14 protein-coding genes are annotated in these 17,492 nt (G+C 66.5%); 6 read left to right on the forward strand and 8 right to left on the reverse strand.

Annotated elements, in window-relative coordinates:
* The first annotated feature begins 95 nt into the window (after positions 1 to 95).
* Together ACAM54_RS29895 and yccS are read left to right on the forward strand one after the other, a co-directional pair.
* The gene (locus ACAM54_RS29895; RefSeq protein WP_307698120.1) at positions 96 to 638 is read left to right on the forward strand and encodes a MarR family winged helix-turn-helix transcriptional regulator; all 543 of its coding nucleotides are present in this window, start codon (positions 96 to 98) and stop codon (positions 636 to 638) included.
* 62 nt (positions 639 to 700) lie between these two features.
* The gene (yccS, locus tag ACAM54_RS29900; protein WP_369651336.1) at positions 701 to 2,914 is read left to right on the forward strand and encodes a YccS family putative transporter; all 2,214 of its coding nucleotides are present in this window, start codon (positions 701 to 703) and stop codon (positions 2,912 to 2,914) included.
* Positions 2,915 to 2,927: 13 nt separating this feature from the next.
* Here yccS and ACAM54_RS29905 read toward each other — a convergent pair whose 3' ends face one another.
* From ACAM54_RS29905 to ACAM54_RS29925, 5 genes are all read right to left on the reverse strand, one after another.
* A complete protein-coding gene (locus ACAM54_RS29905) occupies positions 2,928 to 3,830 on the reverse strand; it encodes an amidohydrolase family protein (RefSeq protein ID WP_369651335.1) in 903 nt (300 codons plus the stop codon).
* Between the two features lie 478 nt (positions 3,831 to 4,308).
* A complete protein-coding gene (locus ACAM54_RS29910; protein WP_369651334.1) occupies positions 4,309 to 5,340 on the reverse strand; it encodes a hypothetical protein in 1,032 nt (343 codons plus the stop codon).
* Between the two features lie 283 nt (positions 5,341 to 5,623).
* The gene (locus tag ACAM54_RS29915; RefSeq protein ID WP_369651333.1) at positions 5,624 to 6,379 is read right to left on the reverse strand and encodes a prolyl oligopeptidase family serine peptidase; all 756 of its coding nucleotides are present in this window, start codon (positions 6,377 to 6,379) and stop codon (positions 5,624 to 5,626) included.
* Between the two features lie 179 nt (positions 6,380 to 6,558).
* Positions 6,559 to 9,726, reverse strand: coding sequence for a CapA family protein (locus tag ACAM54_RS29920; RefSeq protein ID WP_369651332.1), 3,168 nt, complete (start codon positions 9,724 to 9,726; stop codon positions 6,559 to 6,561).
* 182 nt (positions 9,727 to 9,908) lie between these two features.
* Positions 9,909 to 10,862 (reverse strand): GlxA family transcriptional regulator, encoded by a 954-nt coding sequence (locus tag ACAM54_RS29925; protein ID WP_369651331.1) that lies wholly within the window; start codon positions 10,860 to 10,862, stop codon positions 9,909 to 9,911.
* Positions 10,863 to 10,970: 108 nt separating this feature from the next.
* On the opposite strand from ACAM54_RS29925, the gene ACAM54_RS29930 reads away from it, so the two are divergent.
* Positions 10,971 to 11,969, forward strand: coding sequence for an SLAC1 anion channel family protein (locus ACAM54_RS29930; RefSeq protein WP_369651330.1), 999 nt, complete (start codon positions 10,971 to 10,973; stop codon positions 11,967 to 11,969).
* A 48-nt stretch (positions 11,970 to 12,017) separates the two neighbouring features.
* On the opposite strand, the gene ACAM54_RS29935 is transcribed toward ACAM54_RS29930, so the two are convergent.
* Positions 12,018 to 12,944, reverse strand: coding sequence for a DUF3883 domain-containing protein (locus tag ACAM54_RS29935; RefSeq protein WP_145746385.1), 927 nt, complete (start codon positions 12,942 to 12,944; stop codon positions 12,018 to 12,020).
* An 86-nt stretch (positions 12,945 to 13,030) separates the two neighbouring features.
* Positions 13,031 to 14,029, reverse strand: a complete 999-nt coding sequence (locus ACAM54_RS29940) for a LysR family transcriptional regulator (protein WP_369651329.1) — start codon at positions 14,027 to 14,029, stop codon at positions 13,031 to 13,033.
* Positions 14,030 to 14,131: 102 nt separating this feature from the next.
* Here ACAM54_RS29940 and ACAM54_RS29945 point away from each other — a divergent pair, with 102 nt between their 5' ends.
* Genes ACAM54_RS29945 through ACAM54_RS29955 form a run of 3 tightly spaced genes read left to right on the forward strand, consistent with a single transcriptional unit; the run spans position 14,132 to position 17,044 of the window.
* Positions 14,132 to 15,337: a pyridoxal phosphate-dependent aminotransferase gene (locus ACAM54_RS29945; protein ID WP_369651328.1), complete on the forward strand. Its 1,206-nt coding sequence runs from the start codon at positions 14,132 to 14,134 to the stop codon at positions 15,335 to 15,337.
* Between the two features lie 17 nt (positions 15,338 to 15,354).
* On the forward strand, positions 15,355 to 16,344 hold the full coding sequence (locus tag ACAM54_RS29950; protein ID WP_369651327.1) for a Bug family tripartite tricarboxylate transporter substrate binding protein: 990 nt from the start codon (positions 15,355 to 15,357) through the stop codon (positions 16,342 to 16,344).
* A 10-nt stretch (positions 16,345 to 16,354) separates the two neighbouring features.
* Positions 16,355 to 17,044 (forward strand): RraA family protein, encoded by a 690-nt coding sequence (locus ACAM54_RS29955; protein ID WP_369651326.1) that lies wholly within the window; start codon positions 16,355 to 16,357, stop codon positions 17,042 to 17,044.
* A gap of 4 nt (positions 17,045 to 17,048) precedes the next feature.
* Here the strand turns inward: ACAM54_RS29955 and ACAM54_RS29960 are convergent, their stop codons facing one another.
* On the reverse strand, positions 17,049 to 17,486 hold the full coding sequence (locus ACAM54_RS29960; protein WP_369651325.1) for a DUF4019 domain-containing protein: 438 nt from the start codon (positions 17,484 to 17,486) through the stop codon (positions 17,049 to 17,051).
* Between the last annotated feature and the right edge of the window lie 6 nt (positions 17,487 to 17,492).

Raw genomic sequence — 17,492 nt, forward strand, 5'->3', positions numbered from 1 at the left:
ACGCAACAAACAGTTGATCTAATCCATCATTTCCGCGCGAGGCGCGCGAACGACACCGCCTTGACGGCCCCGACCTGATGCACGACACGCAAGGCATGCCAGCCCTCCCCGACGCCAGCGCCCTGCGCGCGCCCCGCTCCCTGGACGAGCTGCTGCTGTACCGGCTGTCGCGCGCCGTGCGCAACGCGAGCGGCATGGCCACGCGCCTGGTCGAGGGCGGCTTCGGCATCACGCGGCGCGAGTGGGGAATGATCGGCATGCTCGCGCAGCACGGCGAGATGAGCTCCTCGGCGCTGGCCGCGCACCTGCAGCTGGACCGCGTGCGCACCTCGCGCGGCCTGCGCAGCCTGGTCGAGAAGAAGCTGGTCTCGCGCCGACAGGACGAGGAAGACCGGCGCGGCGTGCATGTGCGGCTGAGCCCCTCGGGCCGGCAGCTCTTCGAGCGGGTGTTTCCGCGCATTGCGGCCCTCAACACCGATCTGCTCGCCGGCATCGAGCCCGCGCAGATCGACATCTTCCTGCAGTGCCTGCAGCATCTCGAACAGCGCGCGAGCGCGCTGAGCGCACAGGGCGTGGTGGCGGAGAAGGCCGACCGGCGCGCGGGCGGCACGCGGCACCGGTGGCCGGAGGCGGGCTGAATGCTGCGGAGGCGGCCGCAGAACAGGCCGCGCGCTGGCACGCATCGTGCAAAACGATGGCAATGTCTTCTATCTCCCTCGATCTTTTTCACCAGCGGCTTCGCCGGATGGCCGGCCACGCCCAGCCGCTGCGGGTGTTGCTCACGCTCGGCAGCCTGATGGCCATCGGCAGCCTCAGCGGGCATGCGGAAGCCATGATGCCGCTGTTCCTGGGCGCCATTGCCAGCGCACTGGCCGAAACCGACGACAGCGGCCAGGGCCGGCTGCGCGCGCAGGCCGTCACGCTGGCATGCTTCGCGGCGGCGGCGTTTGCGGTGGTTTCGTGGATCGACCACCCTCTGCTCTTCGTCCCGGGGCTGGCGCTGGCCGCGTTCTCGCTGACGATGCTGGGCGCGATCGAGCCTCGCTACAAGGCCGTCGGCTTTGCGACGCTCGCGCTGGCGATCTACGCCATGCTGGGCATCGACGGCAGCGCGGCCGCCCCTGGCGGCACCGGCCGGCTCGGCGAGGCGCTGTGGCTGCTGGCGGGCGCGGCCTGGTATGGCGTGTTCTCGGTGGCGTGGTGCACGCTCTTTCCGGCGCAGCCGGTGCAGGCGCAGCTGGCGGGGCTGTTCCGCGTGCTGGGCGACTACGTGTGCTTCAAGGCCTCGCTCTTCGAGCCGCTGCGCGGCATCGACATGGAGCGCAAGCGGCTGTCGCTCGCGCAGCTCAACACGCAAGTGGTGGGTGAACTCAACGCCGCCAAGGAAGGCATCTTCCGGCGCATCGGCAGCACGCGCGCGCCCACGGGCCGCATCGTGCGCTACCGCGGCCTCTACCTGATCGCGCAGGACGTGCACGAACGCGCGACCTCCTCGCACGAGGACTACAACGCGCTGGCCGATGCCTTCTTCCACAGCGACCTGCTCTATCGCTGCCAGCGCGTGCTGACCCTGCAGGGCGAGGCCTGCCGGCGGCTCGCCCTGTCCATCGAGCGGCGCGAGCCTTTTGCCGCCGATCCGACCACCGGCCACGCGCTCGCTGAACTGCAAAGCGCCATCGATCACGAGCGCGCGCAGCTGCGCGAACCGCGCCGGGTGGCGCTGCTCGCGTCCGTCGAGGCCTTGGCGTGGAACCTGGCGCAGCTCGAGCGGCAGCTCGCCGGCGCCACCGAACCGTCGGCCCGGGCCGGACGCGCCGACATGGGGTTGTTCGACCGCTCGCCACGCTCCGGACGCGAGATGGCGGAACGCGTGCGGCGCCAGTTGACGCCGCGCTCGGCGCTGTTCCGCCATGCGCTGCGGCTGGCGGTGGCGCTGGTGGCCGGCTACGGCGTCATGCTGCTGATCCACCCGGTGCGCGGCTACTGGATCCTGCTGACCACGCTGTTCGTCTGCCAGCAGGCCTGGGGCGACACGGTGTCGCGCGTCGGCCAGCGCATCGCCGGGACGGCGCTCGGCGTGGTGGCCGGCTGGGCGCTGCTGGTGCTCTTCCCGCAGCCCTGGGCGCAGTCGCTCCTCGCGGTGGCCGCGGGCGTGTTCTTCTTCGCCACGCGCGCGACCCGCTACCTGCTGGCGACGGCCGCCGTCACGGTGCTGGTGCTGATGTGCTTCAACCAGGTGGGCGACAGCGACGCGCTGATGGTGCCGCGCCTGATCGACACCGCCATCGGCAGCCTGATCGCCGCGCTCGCGATGCTGCTGGTGCTGCCGCACTGGCAGGCGCGGCGCTTCAGCGACCTGGCGGCCGCGGCGCTGCGCAACCATGCGCACTACCTGCGGCAGATCGCGGGCCAGTACCGCTCGGGCGCGCGCGACGACCTGGCCTACCGGCTCGCGAGGCGCAACGCCCACAACGCCGATGCGACGCTGTCCACCGCCGTGTTCGAGATGTTCCGCGAACCCGGCTTCGTGCGGCCGCGCGCGGGCACGGCGCTGCGCTTCCTGATCCAGTCGCACACGCTGCTGAGCTACCTCTCGGCGCTCGGCGCGCACCGCGTGGCGCTGCCTGCGCCGCAGCAGCTGGAAGCGCTGCGCGCGGAAGCCGAAGGCGCCGCGGCGGCGCTCGATGCGCTGGCGTCGTACATGGAAGGCGGCTCGCCGGATGCCGGCGAAGCGAGCGCCGAGCCGGTGGATCCTGCGCCGCCGGAAACAGTGCCCCAGGAAAGCGATGCCAGCGATCACGCGGCGAAGCTTTTCCGCACCGAGCTGGCGCTGGTCCGGCAGCAGATCGAGGCGCTGCGCGAGCAGGCCGGCCGATGGCTGCAGCCGCAGCCGGACGGCGCGCCCCGCAACTGAGCGACCGAAGCGCTCAGCGCAGGTCGAACAGCGCGGCCGCGTTGCCCCAGGCAATGCGCCGCGCCACATCGGGGGGCAGGTCGCCGAGCCAGGTGCGGTAGCCGCGCATGATCTCGTCGTAGGCGCTCCAGCGCTGGTTCACCCAGGTGTCGGAGCCGATCATGAAGCGCCCCGGGTACTTGAGGATCAGCGCACGCCACTCGGGGCACAGCCTGCCGCCCTCGCAGGTCAGCCCGGGCCGGTACGAGAGTTCACCCATCAGCAGCGGATAGCGTTCCAGCAGTGCCTGCACCCGCTCGATGGGCGCGCCGCCGATGCCGGTGTGGGCCCAGATCAGGCGAAGGTCCCGGCCCTTCGACGGCGCGTTGGCCATCAGGAGGTCGATCGCCACGTCGTCGACATGCGCGAGCACCGCGAGCTTCTGGCGCTCCGCCAGCGCGATCAGCTTCTTCGCCACTGGGCCATTCGCATTGGCGCTGTCGTACAGGTGGAACTCGCCGAGCCCGCGGTAGGGTCCGCTCGCGGTGCCGCGCGCCAGCTCGGCCTGCACCATGTCGTGGATGGTCTCGTCGCGGAACCAGTTGCTGTAGTCGTCGCGGTTGCGGTACAGCCGCACGAAAGGCACCACGGTCACGCCCGCGTCGCGGGTTTCGCGCGCGGCGGCCAGCGTTTGCGTGCCTGCGTTGGGCCGCGAATTGGCAATGATGGCCGTCACGTTGTTGCGCTGCATGCGCGCGAGCGCCTCGGGGGGCGGATAGGGGCCGGTGTTGCCGTCCCAGGCTTCCTGGTTGTAGTGCAGGTGCGTGTCGAACAGCGGGCCGGCGTAGGGCGACGGGTTCTCCGCAGCCTGGGCGTGGGGCGCCACGGCGAAGCAGGTGGCCAGGACAAGGGCCGCGACGGACGTAGCGGTTTTCATGTGTTTCGTAAGGGTGGAACTCCGCCCATTTTGAACCTGCCGAACGGAGCGGCGAGACGATGCCGAAAAGCCCGAACCCGGTTCGCTTCCGAGATTGGCTGATTTCAAGGTCGATCCAGAAAGGCTCCAGGCCCACTTTCTGGACCGTCTAGCAATCGAGCGAAACGGCTGATCAGCCATCGCTGACTCTGCAAGTACCTTGACGCCTTCGAGGACGACTGGGAGAACGCACGTACGTTCTAAAGTTCGTGTTTCGAGAGACGGGCAACCGCTGATTGATTCGACCAACCTGACAGTCGGTGTCCCGAAAAATCGAGGCCTGAAGCAGCCGTTCGTGGTCAGTCTCACCGTGGACTCAGCGCTGGTGATGCAGTTTTGAGCGCGACATCCGATTGGTCGAAGGGAAGCGGAGTAGAAAAGAGCCGGTTGGGCGCTACTTCTTCAAAGCATGTTCACTCGAATTCATCCTAAGAAAACTTTACGGGATAGCCAAAAATCCATTGATTTCCACATTGCTGACACCCGTATTTCGGACCGCACGCTGGATCACTTTTAATATGCGAGGATCGTGTATTACGTCCTTCTGATCTGTTTCTTGCCATCCATATGTGGGCCATGAGTTCAATGCGGTAAGCACATTGCTTTCGGATTCAAGTCCTTGAAGTAAGGATTGAATGAAAGGAGCGCCCTTCAAATAGATATCCTTCATTATTAGCGTTCCGTCAACATACGTCGCGCTAGTCAAGGAAGCTGGTAGATCAATCACATTATCCGGCGAGGCATCTACCTGCTGAATCAGGCGATCCCAGAAGGCCATAGGATAGGACTGGGAGTAGACGTTTGTTTGCATGGCTTGAGCAGAGCTGGGGAGTGGCGTGGTACTCACAGTGTTGGCGAAGCCGCTACGAATCGCATACTCAGACCATCTCGCTGTTCCCTCCATAAACCATGATGCTTTGAACATTGAATATGAGTTTTGATAGAGATGAAATAACTCATGTCCAACGACAGCCCACGTCCCCGGAAATACAGCCAAACTCCGCGATATCGAAATCAAGAGCGCACAGTTATTGGTTTTTATGGGAACATTAGGATAAACCGCTGGTTCGTCATAGGCGATGCCGTTGCTTGCTCCGATATCTCTCACCGAAATATCGATGTACTTGGCTGCACGGTAACGTGAACTCTCAAGTGGATCACGAAATCCTAAGCTGTTGAGTGCCCGACGCATGAAATCAGCTTGACGTGCTACGTTCTCGACATAATCAGGAATTCCATTTGAGTTCAAATCCGTTGTATCTATGACCGCATGGGTGCCTGCCACGGCATATAAAATCCTAAACGGAGGGAGTTCGAATTTGAGAAGAGGCTCCGCATAAAATCCGCTTGAGGAAGTTTCTACGGCGCATGGCACAACTGCTTCTTGGGCAGTGGCTGACGTTGTGCCGAGCTGGGCAGAAACTAAAACGGCCAAATATATGACGAGATGTTTTGCGTGCAACATACGCAAGCCTCACTTATTCTTGCATTCAGTAACCCAAACATCATGACAGTAACTCATTGAAATGTGCAATCAATTTGAAACAAAAAGCATTTAATGAGTTTGTTTTCAATAATTAATTGAATAAAGCTTTGTGCTTACAAAATACGGGCCGGCTTCAAGTATTCGCGACTCGCGCGCCGACTGGGCTTTTATCTGAACGATCAAGCAGAATTCATTGCTGCGCCCCGCGATGCTCCCGCAGAGTGGCATTGGTGCAGGGCCCCTTGAGCTCCGGCCGCCTTCGTTCGCTCTAGTCGCCTCGCGCGCAAGCCGCAGCCTGGCGAAACCCTGACTCCTCGCGCATGTCGTGATATTCCGGCGGCCTGCCCTCGGCTTGTCGCACTTCAGCCTGGTGCCCGGCTCGCTGCAGCGCATTGGCGAACTCAGCCTGCAGCACGAAGGGCGTGACGGTGTCACGCGGGTCACCAAGCACATATACCGTCCGACGCGGGTCGTGCACCACGCCGGCCACATGCGCAAGGGGGTCGTACATCGCACGCGCGAGAACCTGTCCTCGCTCGACCGAGGGTGCTGGACCGCCCTGGATGCGGTTGATGCGCCAGCGCTCCAGGTAGTCGAAGGCCGCAGAGGTGATGACGGCGCACCGCAGGTCGGTCCGGCCCATCGTGAGCATGGCCGCCGCCGCTGTCGCCCCCCCGCTATGGCCCCACAGCACCAGGCGCCCGATACCATGGCGGCGGCGCAGCAGATCCAGCCCCGCGTACAGAGGTTCAAACTCCTCGGTCATCCGGCGGCGCAGCCGGTGGTCACCCGAAGACCCATACGTGCCAGGACGGGCCAACATCACCACGGGCACCGCGGCTTGGCGCGACAGCCGCTGCATGGCCGCTATCTGCGCCTGCGCCGTGTTTGCCGGAATCTGGTCGGGTGGCACGCGCAGCAGCTTGTCGCGATCGCCCGTGAGGTACACGATGGCTGTGCCCGCGCCCTGCAGGCCCGCCGATGCAAAGTAGCGAAGACACACATTGCCGCTGGCAAGCGGCAACCACAGATAACTCTCCTCGTCCGGGCACGCGTCACGGCTCGCTCTCTGGCTCCAGGGCAATGGTGCATCGGGTGCCAGCAAAGCCCATGCGGGGCCGGGGGCCAACCAGGTTGAAAGAGCGGCGCATGCCAGGCGCAGCAGGACGGGAAGAAGAGATGAGGGTTGACCCATAGCAAAACTCACCGTGGCGTCGTCTGGCACAGCGCCTGAAGTCTCGGAAAGACTTCGCCAAAGTCCGAGTCGCGGCGCGAACCCTTGATCAATAGCGCATCGCCGTCTTGCAGATGCGCATGCAGCCATCGCGCCATCGCGTCAGCGGTTTCGAAATGCGGTCCCAGGCGTTCAGGCGGTAGCTCGTCGCGCATGTGCAACATTTCTTCGCCATGGGTCAGTACCAGCTCGACGCCGTTCTGCAGAAGAGGCTTGGCCAGGCTGCGATGGAGCTCCGCAGTCATGTCGCCCAAATGCACGATGCGTCCCAGCGCGGCCCACTTGCGGCTGTTGCGCTTGAGCGCCAGCACGCCGAACGCGTGGACCATGGAAGCGACCTCTGCGTTCCAGCTGTCATCAAGTACGTCGGCACGCCGACCGTCCCAGGCCAGGCTGTGCCATTGCAGCCGGCCCTGCGAGGAGGCCATGGCACCCAGGCGCGCCATGCCGGCTTCCACGTCACGGCCCATCGCATGCAGCACCGATGCCACGGCCAGGGCGTTGGACACCATGCCCTCGCCAGGTATGGGCACATAGAAGCGGAAGATCCCGGCGCCAATCCGAATGGTGGCCCAGGAGCCATCGGGGCTGGCCTCTACATCTGTCAACCGCACCTCGCAGTCGACGCCGCGTCCGTAGACGATGCTGCGGCTCGCGTGTCGCCGCGCCTGGGCCCGGACTTTCTCCAGGTGCGGCAGGTGATCACCGAATACCGCGACTGCCGCACCCTCGAGACCGTCGAACACGCGTGTTTTCCACTTCACCACGTCCTCGGTCGAGCGCACAAGCCGTTGGGTCTGCGAATGGGCGATGGCCGTGATCAGCGCGATCGTTGGGCGCACTTGGCGCGTGACGGGGCCGCGGTTCATCCAAAGTGCGCTCTGCGCCACCTCGACGACGGCGGCCTCATGGTCTGGCGCAAGGCTGGCCAAGGTGGTGGGCGCGCCCACGCGCGAGTTGTAGTTGTCGATGCTGCCCAGCACACGTTCGGGGCCCCCGAGGGCCTGCACCAACATGCCCAGCGTGCTGGACTTACCCACTGTGCCTGTGACGGCAACGACCTCGCCGCGGTAGCGCGCGCGGGCCGCGAACCCCAGCTCCATCACCGCGCGGATCGGGTCATCGACGAGCAGCAGCGGCAGGTCCGGCGACAGCCCTGGCACGGGCCGCGACACGATGGCGCCGGCAATGCGTTCTTGCAGGCCGGGCAGCAACAGGTGTCTGTCCTGCGAACGGGCGGGCGGGTTGGTGTGCTGCTCATGGCGCATGCGCTGCGCCGTGGTGTTGGCCACGAAAAGCACCGGCTGCTGCCGGAGCGCCACATGGTTGGCACCCGAGACCACCGATCGCACAAACCAGCCTCGCGGCGGTTCGACAAGCCATCGTCCGCCCGTGATGCCAGCGAGTTGGGCCGCGTCCCAAGTCTGCCCGGGCACGCTGCGCAGCAGCGCCTCGTCGAACGCCGTGCGGTATACCTGCGGTGCAGAAATCTCTGCGGGCGGAAGATGCGCTGGCGGCGCGGCATCGGGCCGGCCGGGGATCGCCACATCGATGAAATGGTCCAGGTCGTGTACATACATCCGCTCAAGCCCCTGCACGAGGGCCGCCTGCAGCTGCAGGCGGCCGTTAAACAGCTCGCTCAACGGTGGCGGGCGAAGCGGACACAGGTCCACATAGATCTGCCCCGGCTGCCAGCGACTTGTCGGCCAGAGCCAGTCACAGGGATCGTGGTCCATGCCCAGGCCCCAGTGCTCGCGCTTGTGCGGCCCCATCGGCACCGCGCGCAAGTCCAGCCGCAAGTCATGCTCCACCGGCGCATCGCAGCACCAGTAGCTGCGCAGCCAAAGGCTTTGCCGCTTGGTGAGCGGCGTTTTGGACTCGACACTCAGGCCCAGCAGGCGCAGCGGGCCAAGCTGCAGTGGCTGGGTCAGGCGCGCTTCGGTGGGTACCTCCTGCACTGATGCATCGTCCGGCATCGGCTGCGGTGCGCGGATGGCGCGCAGGTCGTAGCCCGCGGGAGGCGGCAATGAGCGCTTGGCGCGCGCCGGGCGCGCGGGCGGCGCCAGTTCAAGTGACGCGGTGCCGTCCTCGCGCAGCAGCAATGAGGTGCCCATGGCGTCGCACAACCTGGCGTAGCGTTCCGCCGCCGCGCTGCGGGCCTCGCCGGCCAACTCGGTGCTTTGGCCGAAGCCAACCTTCACCGGCACGAAGACGACGCGCTCAACACCGCCGGCGCCGATCTCGAGCTCGAACACGCCGCCGACGCCGCCGTCGTTGCGCTTGGCGTCGAAAAGCAGATCGCCAGCATCGAAGATGATCGGGCGGCCCTGATGCGTGCCGATGCCTTGCAATCTGTGCGCAGAGGCGCCCAGTACCGCGTCGGCACCGATTTCGATCAGTGTCTTTCCCAGCGCGACCTGCGCGGCCGCAGGTTCGTCTCGACGGTTGTCGCCCCAATGCACCGCCACCAGCACTACGTCTGCTTGTTCACGGGCCTCAGCGATGCGGGGCCCGAGCATGGCCCGCCAAGCTTCAGGATCGGCCAGAGGCAGGTGCGCGCAGCCCGGCGAAGTGGGTCCGGCCGCAAAGCGCGGCTGCGTGCTGTCGACAGAGAACACCGCCACCGTGAACGGCCCGGCCGACGCCAAGGCCGGACGCAGCGCCTCGTCCGCATTGCGACCACTGCCGCATTGAGCGATGCCCGTGCGCTCAAGCCACTGCAGCTGTTCCAGCACGGCCTGCGGGCCATAGTCCCCGGAATGATTGTTGGCAGTGCTGACCATGCGCACACCCGCTGCGGTAAGCACCTCCAGCATGGCCGGCCGGGCGCGAAAGTAATACGGACCCCCTTCGCCCTTGGCCACGGCGCGGTGACCGCCGGTCGCCACCACGCATTCCAGATTCACAATGCTGAGGTCGGCCTGTGATATCGCGCTCACTGAAGCCAGCGCTCGCGACATGCCCAGACGCGCTGCGATGTAGTGCTGACGGCGACCCAGATTCACGTCGCCACCCCATAGCACCACCGGCCCTTTGCGAGGGGAAACGGGTGTGCGCGCGAAAAAATCCGGCACTGCAGCAACACTGCCGGTAGCCAAGGGCGCCGACGCCGGGTGTGCAGTTAAGAAATGGTTCATGCCGGCGAGCTCGGAAAACGAGCCGGAAGGTCACACCCTGAGAATTTATCAGTCCACACACAGATGTTCCATGAGGTTTCGTAAGCCTGATCTGGATCCGCAGCCACACGCTGCATTTCCGATCCTAGCGGGGATCAAGTGCAGCGCATCCGCGGCAGGCATGACGGCGCCGCACTCCGCCTTCATTTCGCGAATCGCCTTCGATACTCCACGAGGCTCACGCCAAGGCGCCGGCCGAATGCGCGCCTGAAGCCGTCCACGTTGGCATAGCCCACCTCGTCGGCCAGGCGCTTGGCCGGCAACTGCGACTCCTCGGCCAGGCGGCGGGCGGCATCGATGCGGGCGTTCTCGACGAACTCGGCCGGCGTGGTGCCGGTCTCGCTTCGAAAGATCCGCGCGAAGCTGCGTTCGCTCATGCCCGCCAGCGCGGCCAGCGCCGGCACGGACAGGTCGTCCTTCAGATGCGAAAGCACATGGTCCTGCACCTGCCGCACGCTTGAGCGCTCGGAGGTCTGGGCCGCCAGGTGGGCGCTGAACTGGCTCTGGCCGCCCGGGCGCTTGAGGAACATCACCAGCTCGCGCGCCACGCGCAGCGCGAGTTCGCGGCCGTGGTCCTCCTCCACCATGGCGAGCGCCAGGTCCATGCCCGCGGTCACCCCGGCCGAGGTGAAGAGCTTGCCGTCCTTCACGTAGATCGCGTCCGGCTCGACGGTGGCCAGCGGATAGGCGGTGGCCAGCCGCGCGGTGGAGTTCCAGTGCGTGGCCACGCGCTTGCCGTCCAGCAGCCCCGCGGCCGCGAGCACGAAGGCGCCGCTGCACACCGAGCCGTAGCGGCGCACCGTGCGCGACTGGCGCCTGAGCCAGCCATGCAGCGCCGCATCGCCGGCCGCGGTGCCGATGCCGGGACTGCCGGCCACCAGCAGGGTGTCGATCGGCCCGCGCTGCGTGGCAACCGTGGCGTCGACGGCCAGGCGCACGCCGCTGCTGCTCTTGAGCAATCCCCCCTCGGTGCCGATCACCTGCACCTGGTAGGCACGCGGCCGGCCGAGCTGGCGGGCCGCTTCGGCGAACACATCGGCCGGCCCAGCCACGTCGAGCAGCTGGACACGGGAAAGGGCAAGGATGGCGACGCGCATGGCAGTGAAGGCTCTGTAATTGGCAGAAAACGCCGTGCCGCGGCATCCGCAGCGCAGGCAGTTTGGCAGAAACTATCCATACCAGCAAATTCAGCCAACGAGCCCATCATGCAGAACGAGTCATTGAATCCGCCCTTTCCGGTTTTCTCCCCCACCAGCGAAGCTTCGCTGCGCCACCTGCCCGTCAACCTGTTCGGCTCGGTCATGGGCCTTTCGGGGCTGGCGCTGGCCTGGCGGCTCGCACACGGCAGCCTGGGTGCGCCCGCCTTCATCGGCGAGGCCATCGGCGCCTTTGCGCTCGGCGTCTTCGTGCTGCTGGCGCTGGGCTACGCCGCGAAGCTGGCCAGGCATCCACAAACCGTGCACGCGGAATTCCACCACCCGGTGACCGGCAACTTCTTCGGCACCATCGTCATCTCGATGCTGCTGCTGTCGGCCGTCATCGCGCCCTACAGCGCGCCTGCCGCGCATGCGCTGTGGACGCTGGGCGCCATTGCGACCTTCGCGCTCAGCCTGGTGGTCGTCTCGCGCCTGCTCAAGGGCCGGCTGGACGCCGCGCATGCAGTGCCGGCCTGGCTGATTCCGGGCGTCGCCACGCTGGACATCGCTGTCACCGCGGGCCATGACCCCTCCATGGCCTGGGCCGCGGAGCTCAACTTGCTGGCGATGGCCGTGGGCGCGGTGCTCGCGCTGGTGCTGCTGGTGCTCATCGTCGGCCGGCTGGTGCACCAGGCCCCGCTCGCGCCGGCAATGACGCCCTCGCTGATGATCCTTGTGGGGCCGTTCGCGGTCGGCTTTCTTGCCTATACGAACATCACGGGCAGCATCGACCGCTTTGCCGCGCTGCTTTTCTACTTCGCGCTCTTCCTGTTCGCGGTGCTGGCGCCGAAGGTGTTCCGGCCGAGCATCAGTTTTTCCGCGGGATGGTGGGCGATCGGCTTTCCGATGGCCGCGCTGGCCAACGCGGCGCTGAAGTACGCACAGCTGCGGGGGACCGCGCCACTGTGGGCCATTGCGCTCCTGCTGCTGGGGCTGCTGAGCGTGGCGCTGGCGGTGCTCACCGTGCGCACCCTGCGCATCGCATTCAACGGCAAGCTGTTCATGTGAGCCAGGGCTTTCCCGGCGCGCTGCCGCCACGAAAGCAGCGGCTTCCCGCTAATCCAGCGGCTCGAATCCCGGCGCCTGTTCCATTTCGGAAGGCTTGTAGATCTTGTGCTGCGCCGCGGTGCCGATGGCATCGGCAACCACCAGCAGCCGCCAGAGCGGCTCGCGCGCCGAGCTTGCACGCTCTTCGCTCGTGAGCCGGAAACTGGGCACGCCCGTGGACGTGCCCTTCACCACCACCCTGAGAAGCGTGGCGCCCTTCGCGTTCGACACCTCGAGGTCGTAGCCGAGCTTCCGGCTGGTGACGTCCTCGGCCTTGTAACCGTAGCCCTTGAAGTGGCGCATCACGTAGTCCATGGCGGCGGCCTGGACCTCTTCCCGCGAGGCCGACCGCTCGGCAGCCGCTGCGCCCGCGTCGCCGGCCGCAGCGACCGGCACGCTGCCCCGCGCCTTGGCTGCCTGTATGTCGGCTTCGCCGGGCACCCAGCCGCGCGCACCGCGCACCAGGACCGCGAGTTGCTGGTCGGAATCCCAGGAGGCGACATGCCATTCGGCGTCGTCGCGCACCCGCGTGGAGACCTTCGCGCTCTTGTTGCTCTCGAGCTCGGCAATGGCAACCCGGTTGGTCTGCAGCACGGCGCGAAAGCCCTGGCCTGCATCGACGGTGCGCTTGAGCAGCGCACGGCGGTCCTTGGCGCGCTGGATCTGCTGGGGGCTGCGCACGCCGCCGCCGACGCGGTGCTGCGTGTCCAGCGACTCGAGGCAGAACCAGCGCCCATCGGCGCCGATGTTCACGAATTCGGCCCAGATGGTGGCAATGACGTTGTCGCCCGTCGCGAGCCAGGCGTGATCGAACGGCTTTTCCCGCGCATCGAAGACACCCATCTTCGCGACGATCTCGACCGGCGTGAGCCGCGGTCCTGACAGCCGCATCTCATCGATGACGGCGAGCACTTGGGGGTCGACTTCCTTGTCCATTCAGCGGGGTCTCTGGCGAGTTCGGGGGGTGGGAAGTATGCCGCATCGGATGCGGGCCGGCACGCGCGGCGGTCAAGGCCATGCCGCTAGCTTCTTGCCGGCTTCTTTTTCACGCCCTTGCGTGCAGGCCGCTGCCGCAGGCCCGAACTCGTGCCCCGCAGCGGCCGGGCCGGGGCCACGTCGTGCTGGCTTGCCCGCAACCTGAAATCGCAGGTCTTGACGGCCAGCTCGACGATGCGCGCCAGTGCGGGGCTGGAACTGTCGCTTCGATAGACCGCGCTGTAGACCAGCGGCGGCGGCATCGGATCGCTCTTCACGACGCGCAGCACACCATTCTTGATGTCCGGGCGGACATAGTCGAGCGCAAGCTGGCTGATGCCGAAGCCGCTGATCGTCAACTCGCGCAGGACCGTCGTGCTGTTGGTGAGCAGGACCTTGCCGAAGCGGAAACCGTGCTCCGCGCGCCAGGCCTCGTAGAACTTGTTCTTCGAAGCGCCCGCAGGCTGCTCGATCACCGGATAGTCGGCGAACTCGTGCGGCGCCAGGGCCCGTTGCGGAATGCCGAGCCGCGGGCTCGCGATCCAGGCCTGGTCGACCTGCCCGACCTTGATCGATTCGAACGCCTGGCCCCAGTAGGTGCCCGGCATGATGGACAGGTCGAGCTTGTTGGCTTCGAGGCGCTCGAAGAGCGTCAGCCCCGCGTCCACCACCGGCTCGAGCGTCACCTGGGGGTGCAGCTTCTGAAGCAGCTGGATCAGGCGCGTGAGCCACGTCATCGCAATCAGTTCCGTCACGCCCACGCGGAATGTGCCGCGCAGCGTCTTGTCCACGCTGATGTCGTGCTGGATGCGCTGCCACAGGCGATGGGCTTCCTCGGCCAGCGGCAGCAGCTCGCGGCCGACCTGGGCCAGCTCCAGCCCGTGGGAAGTGCGGTGCAGCAGGGTCCCGCCCAGCGACTCCTCGAGTTCGGCCAGGCGCTTGGAGATGGCCGACTGCGTGGTGTGCAGCTTCACCGCCGCCGCGCTGAAGCTCTGGAGCTTGGTGCTGAAGAGAAAGGCCTCCAGCTGCTTGAAGGTGAAGTTCATTCCAATGGAATGTAAGCCCAATGCTCCGCAGGAAAAAAAGGAATACCTCGATGCTCCGATTTCTCGTTTGTCCCGCGGCGCATGGCCTTTGATACTGCGCCCATGCTCCATATCGCTCCCCGGCTCCATCGCATCAAACCTTCCCCCAGTTCCATGGCCGGCCAACGCGCGCGCGAACTGCGCGCCATGGGCCGGGACATCCTGAGCCTGACCGCCGGCGAGCCCGACTTCGAGACGCCCGGGCACATCAAGGAGGCGGCAACCCGCGCCATGGCGGCCGGCCAGACCCGCTACACCGACGTCGGCGGCACGCCGGCGCTGAAGGAAGCCATTGCCGCCAAGTTCCGCAACGAGAACGGCCTGGACTACGCGCCGGGCGAAATCATCGTCGGCACCGGCGCCAAGCAGGTGATCTTCAACGCCCTCATGTGCACGGTGGCGGCGGGCGACGAGGTCATCGTGCCCGCGCCCTATTGGGTGTCGTACCCGGACATCGCCCTGCTGGCCGGCGGCGTGCCGGTGTTTGTCGACTGCCCGGCCGCCCACGGGTTCAAGCTCCAGCCCGCGGATCTCGAGCGCGCCATCACCGGCAAGACGCGCTGGCTGATGCTCAACTCGCCGAACAATCCGAGCGGCGCCACCTACACGCGCGCCGAGCTCCAGGCGCTGGCCGAAGTGCTGAGGCGCCACCCCCACGTCTGGATACTGACCGACGACATCTACGAACATCTCATCTATGGCGATGTCGAATTCGCCACCATGGCCCAGGCGGCGCCCGACCTGAAGGACCGCACCCTCACGGTCAACGGCGTCTCCAAGGCCTATGCGATGACGGGCTGGCGCATCGGCTACGGCGCGGGTCCTGCGGAGCTGATCAAGGCGATGGTCAAGCTCCAGTCGCAAAGCACGTCCGGCCCCAACTCGATCGCCCAGGCCGCGGCCATCGCGGCGCTCGCAGGCCCGCAGGACATCGTGGCCGCGAACCGGCGCGAATATCAGCAGCGCCGCGACACGGTGGTTGCGGCGCTCAACGCCATCGACGGCATCCACTGCCAGGTGCCCGATGGCGCCTTCTACATCTTTGCTTCGTGCAGCGCGCTGTTCGGCCTCTGCACGCCCAAGGGGGTGAAGATCGGCAGCAGCGACGACTGGATCATGCATTTGCTCGATGCACAGGATCTGGCCGCGTTGCAAGGCAGTGCCTACGGCGTGCCGACGCACTTCCGGCTCTCTTTTGCCGCCAGCACCGAACAGCTGCTGGAGGGCTGCCGCCGCATTGCGCGGGCGCGCAACGAACTTGTCGTCTGAATGAACCAGGAACAGCCATGAACGTCCGATCGCTTTCTCCCAAACTCCTGCCGTGGCTCGTCGCCGGCACCGCATGGCTGTGCGCCGCCCATGCGTTCGCGGCCGATCCCTTTCCGTCGAAGCCGGTGAAGATCCTGGTCGGCTTTTCACCCGGCGGCTCCAACGACGTCGTGGCGCGCCTGATCGCACCGAAGCTGGCCGAGGGACTTGGCGCGCAAGTGCTGGTCGACAACAGGCCCGGCGCCGGCGGCAACATCGCGGTCTCGGCCATGCTCACCGCGCCCGCGGATGGGCACACGCTGCTGATGTGCACCACCGGAACCCTTTCGATCCAGCCGCACGTTTTGAAAAGCATGCCCTTCGACCCCGAAAAGGACATCGTGCCGGTCACACAGGTCACCAACGCGCCCTACATGCTGATGGTCAACTCGACGCTGCCGGTGACCAGCGTCAAGGAACTCGTTGCCTACGCCAGGCAGAAGCCGGGCGAGCTCAACTTCGCCTCTTCCGGAACCGCGACGGGCGGCCACCTGGCGGGCGAGATGCTGAAGACACGCGCAGGCATCGACATCGTCCACGTGGCCTACAAGGGAACCGGCCAGGCCATGACGGATCTGCTGGCGGGCCAGGTCTCCATGATCTTCGACCAGCCCGTGAGTTCGGTGCAGTACGCGCGCTCGGGCAAGCTGCGCGCGCTGGCGGTGGCCAGCCCGCGCCGGCTGGCGGCGTTCCCCGACATTCCGACCGTGACGGAGGCCGGCATTCCCGACTTCGAACCCGTGACCTGGGCGGGCATCTGCGCGGCCAGGAATACGCCGCCGGCCGTCGTCGAGCGGATCCAGCGCGAAGTCGCCAAGGTGCTCGCGATGCCCGACATCGCCAAGCGGCTCGCCGCCGATGGCCTGGAGCCCGTGGGCAGCACGCCCGAGCAGTTCCGCGCGTTCCTGGCCGCCGACAAGCGCAAGTGGGGCCGCGTGGTGAAAGACGCCGACGTCAAGGCCGAGTGAGAACAACGACATGAAGAGCCAATCCCCCGATATCGTGCGCGACTTCCCGCGCATTTCGCCTGAGCTGGTCGCACAGGCCTCCGCGTTCCAGCCCGCCATCCTGGCCGACGTCGCGGGCCGCCGCGGCGCCCTGCACGGCCGCATCGCGGCCCTGCGCCACCGCATGAAGCTGGCCGGCAGCGCGCTCACGGTGGAAGTGCGGCCGGGCGACAACCTGATGATCCACGCCGCCATTGCGCTGGCCAGGCCGGGCGACGTGCTGGTGATCGACGGCAAGGCCGACCAGACCGCTGCCCTCATGGGCACCATCATGATGAACGCCTGCCGGCAGGTCGGCATCGCCGGCGTGGTGGTCGACGGCGCGGTGCGCGACAGCCTCGAGATCGACGAGATGGACTTTCCCGTCTTTTCGGTCGGGACCAATCCCAATGGCCCGACCAAGCTGGCTTCAGGGCGGATCGGGCACCCGGTCTCGGTCGGCGGTGTGACCGTTCGTTCCGGTGACCTCGTGGTCGGCGATGCCGACGGCGTGGTTGTCATCGAGCGCGAAAGAGTGGAAGCGCTCCTTCAGGCCGCAGGCAAGAAGGTCGAGGACGAAGCCGCGCGGATCGAGGCGATCAAGAAAGGCAACACGGCCGCCAAGTGGCTGGACGCCGCACTGCGCAGCGCGGGCGTGCTCAAGGAAAACGAGACGCTCTAGCGGTTCAGCGCACGACATAGCCCACGAAGCGCCAGACCTTGTCCTCGTCCTGCCGCAGCGAGACGAGTTCGCGCTGCGTCTTGCCTTCGGCGAAGGTGGTCACGAAATCGATGTTGATGTAGGCGCCGGCCGGCAGCTTGTCGCCGGCGCCGACGAACTGGCGCGACAGGCCGAGCCAGGTGCGCGAGGCCACGGCACCGAGCGCCGCGCGGCTTCGCTGCAGGCTTGTGACGAAGGCTTCGCGCGTGACCACCCTCTTGGCGGCCGGCGAAGCGCCGTCCCACAGCACTGCGGCCTGGTTGCGGTCCACGGCCTGCGCGATCTGCACGCCAGCCGCCTGCAGGGCGTTGAGGTCCAGCTGTTCCTGGGCAGGCTGGGCCGAAGCCAGCGTGAGCCAGCCCGAGAATGCCGCGGCCGCCGCGATGCGAGAGATGTGTTTCATGATGTT

Origin of the sequence: Variovorax sp. V93 (genome assembly GCF_041154485.1) — a bacterium.
In the GTDB taxonomy this organism is placed as follows: Bacteria; Pseudomonadota; Gammaproteobacteria; order Burkholderiales; family Burkholderiaceae_C; genus Variovorax; species Variovorax beijingensis_A.

Coding starts and splice junctions, on each gene's coding strand:
- ACAM54_RS29905 (WP_369651335.1), bottom strand. CDS start 3,830: ATGAAAACCGCTACGTCCGTCGCGGCCCTTGTCCTGGCCACCTGCTTC.
- ACAM54_RS29935 (WP_145746385.1), bottom strand. CDS start 12,944: ATGGACAAGGAAGTCGACCCCCAAGTGCTCGCCGTCATCGATGAGATG.
- ACAM54_RS29955 (WP_369651326.1), top strand. CDS start 16,355: ATGAAGAGCCAATCCCCCGATATCGTGCGCGACTTCCCGCGCATTTCG.
- ACAM54_RS29950 (WP_369651327.1), top strand. CDS start 15,355: ATGAACGTCCGATCGCTTTCTCCCAAACTCCTGCCGTGGCTCGTCGCC.
- ACAM54_RS29925 (WP_369651331.1), bottom strand. CDS start 10,862: ATGCGCGTCGCCATCCTTGCCCTTTCCCGTGTCCAGCTGCTCGACGTG.
- ACAM54_RS29895 (WP_307698120.1), top strand. CDS start 96: ATGCCAGCCCTCCCCGACGCCAGCGCCCTGCGCGCGCCCCGCTCCCTG.
- ACAM54_RS29940 (WP_369651329.1), bottom strand. CDS start 14,029: ATGAACTTCACCTTCAAGCAGCTGGAGGCCTTTCTCTTCAGCACCAAG.
- yccS (WP_369651336.1), top strand. CDS start 701: ATGTCTTCTATCTCCCTCGATCTTTTTCACCAGCGGCTTCGCCGGATG.
- ACAM54_RS29945 (WP_369651328.1), top strand. CDS start 14,132: ATGCTCCATATCGCTCCCCGGCTCCATCGCATCAAACCTTCCCCCAGT.
- ACAM54_RS29930 (WP_369651330.1), top strand. CDS start 10,971: ATGCAGAACGAGTCATTGAATCCGCCCTTTCCGGTTTTCTCCCCCACC.
- ACAM54_RS29960 (WP_369651325.1), bottom strand. CDS start 17,486: ATGAAACACATCTCTCGCATCGCGGCGGCCGCGGCATTCTCGGGCTGG.
- ACAM54_RS29920 (WP_369651332.1), bottom strand. CDS start 9,726: ATGAACCATTTCTTAACTGCACACCCGGCGTCGGCGCCCTTGGCTACC.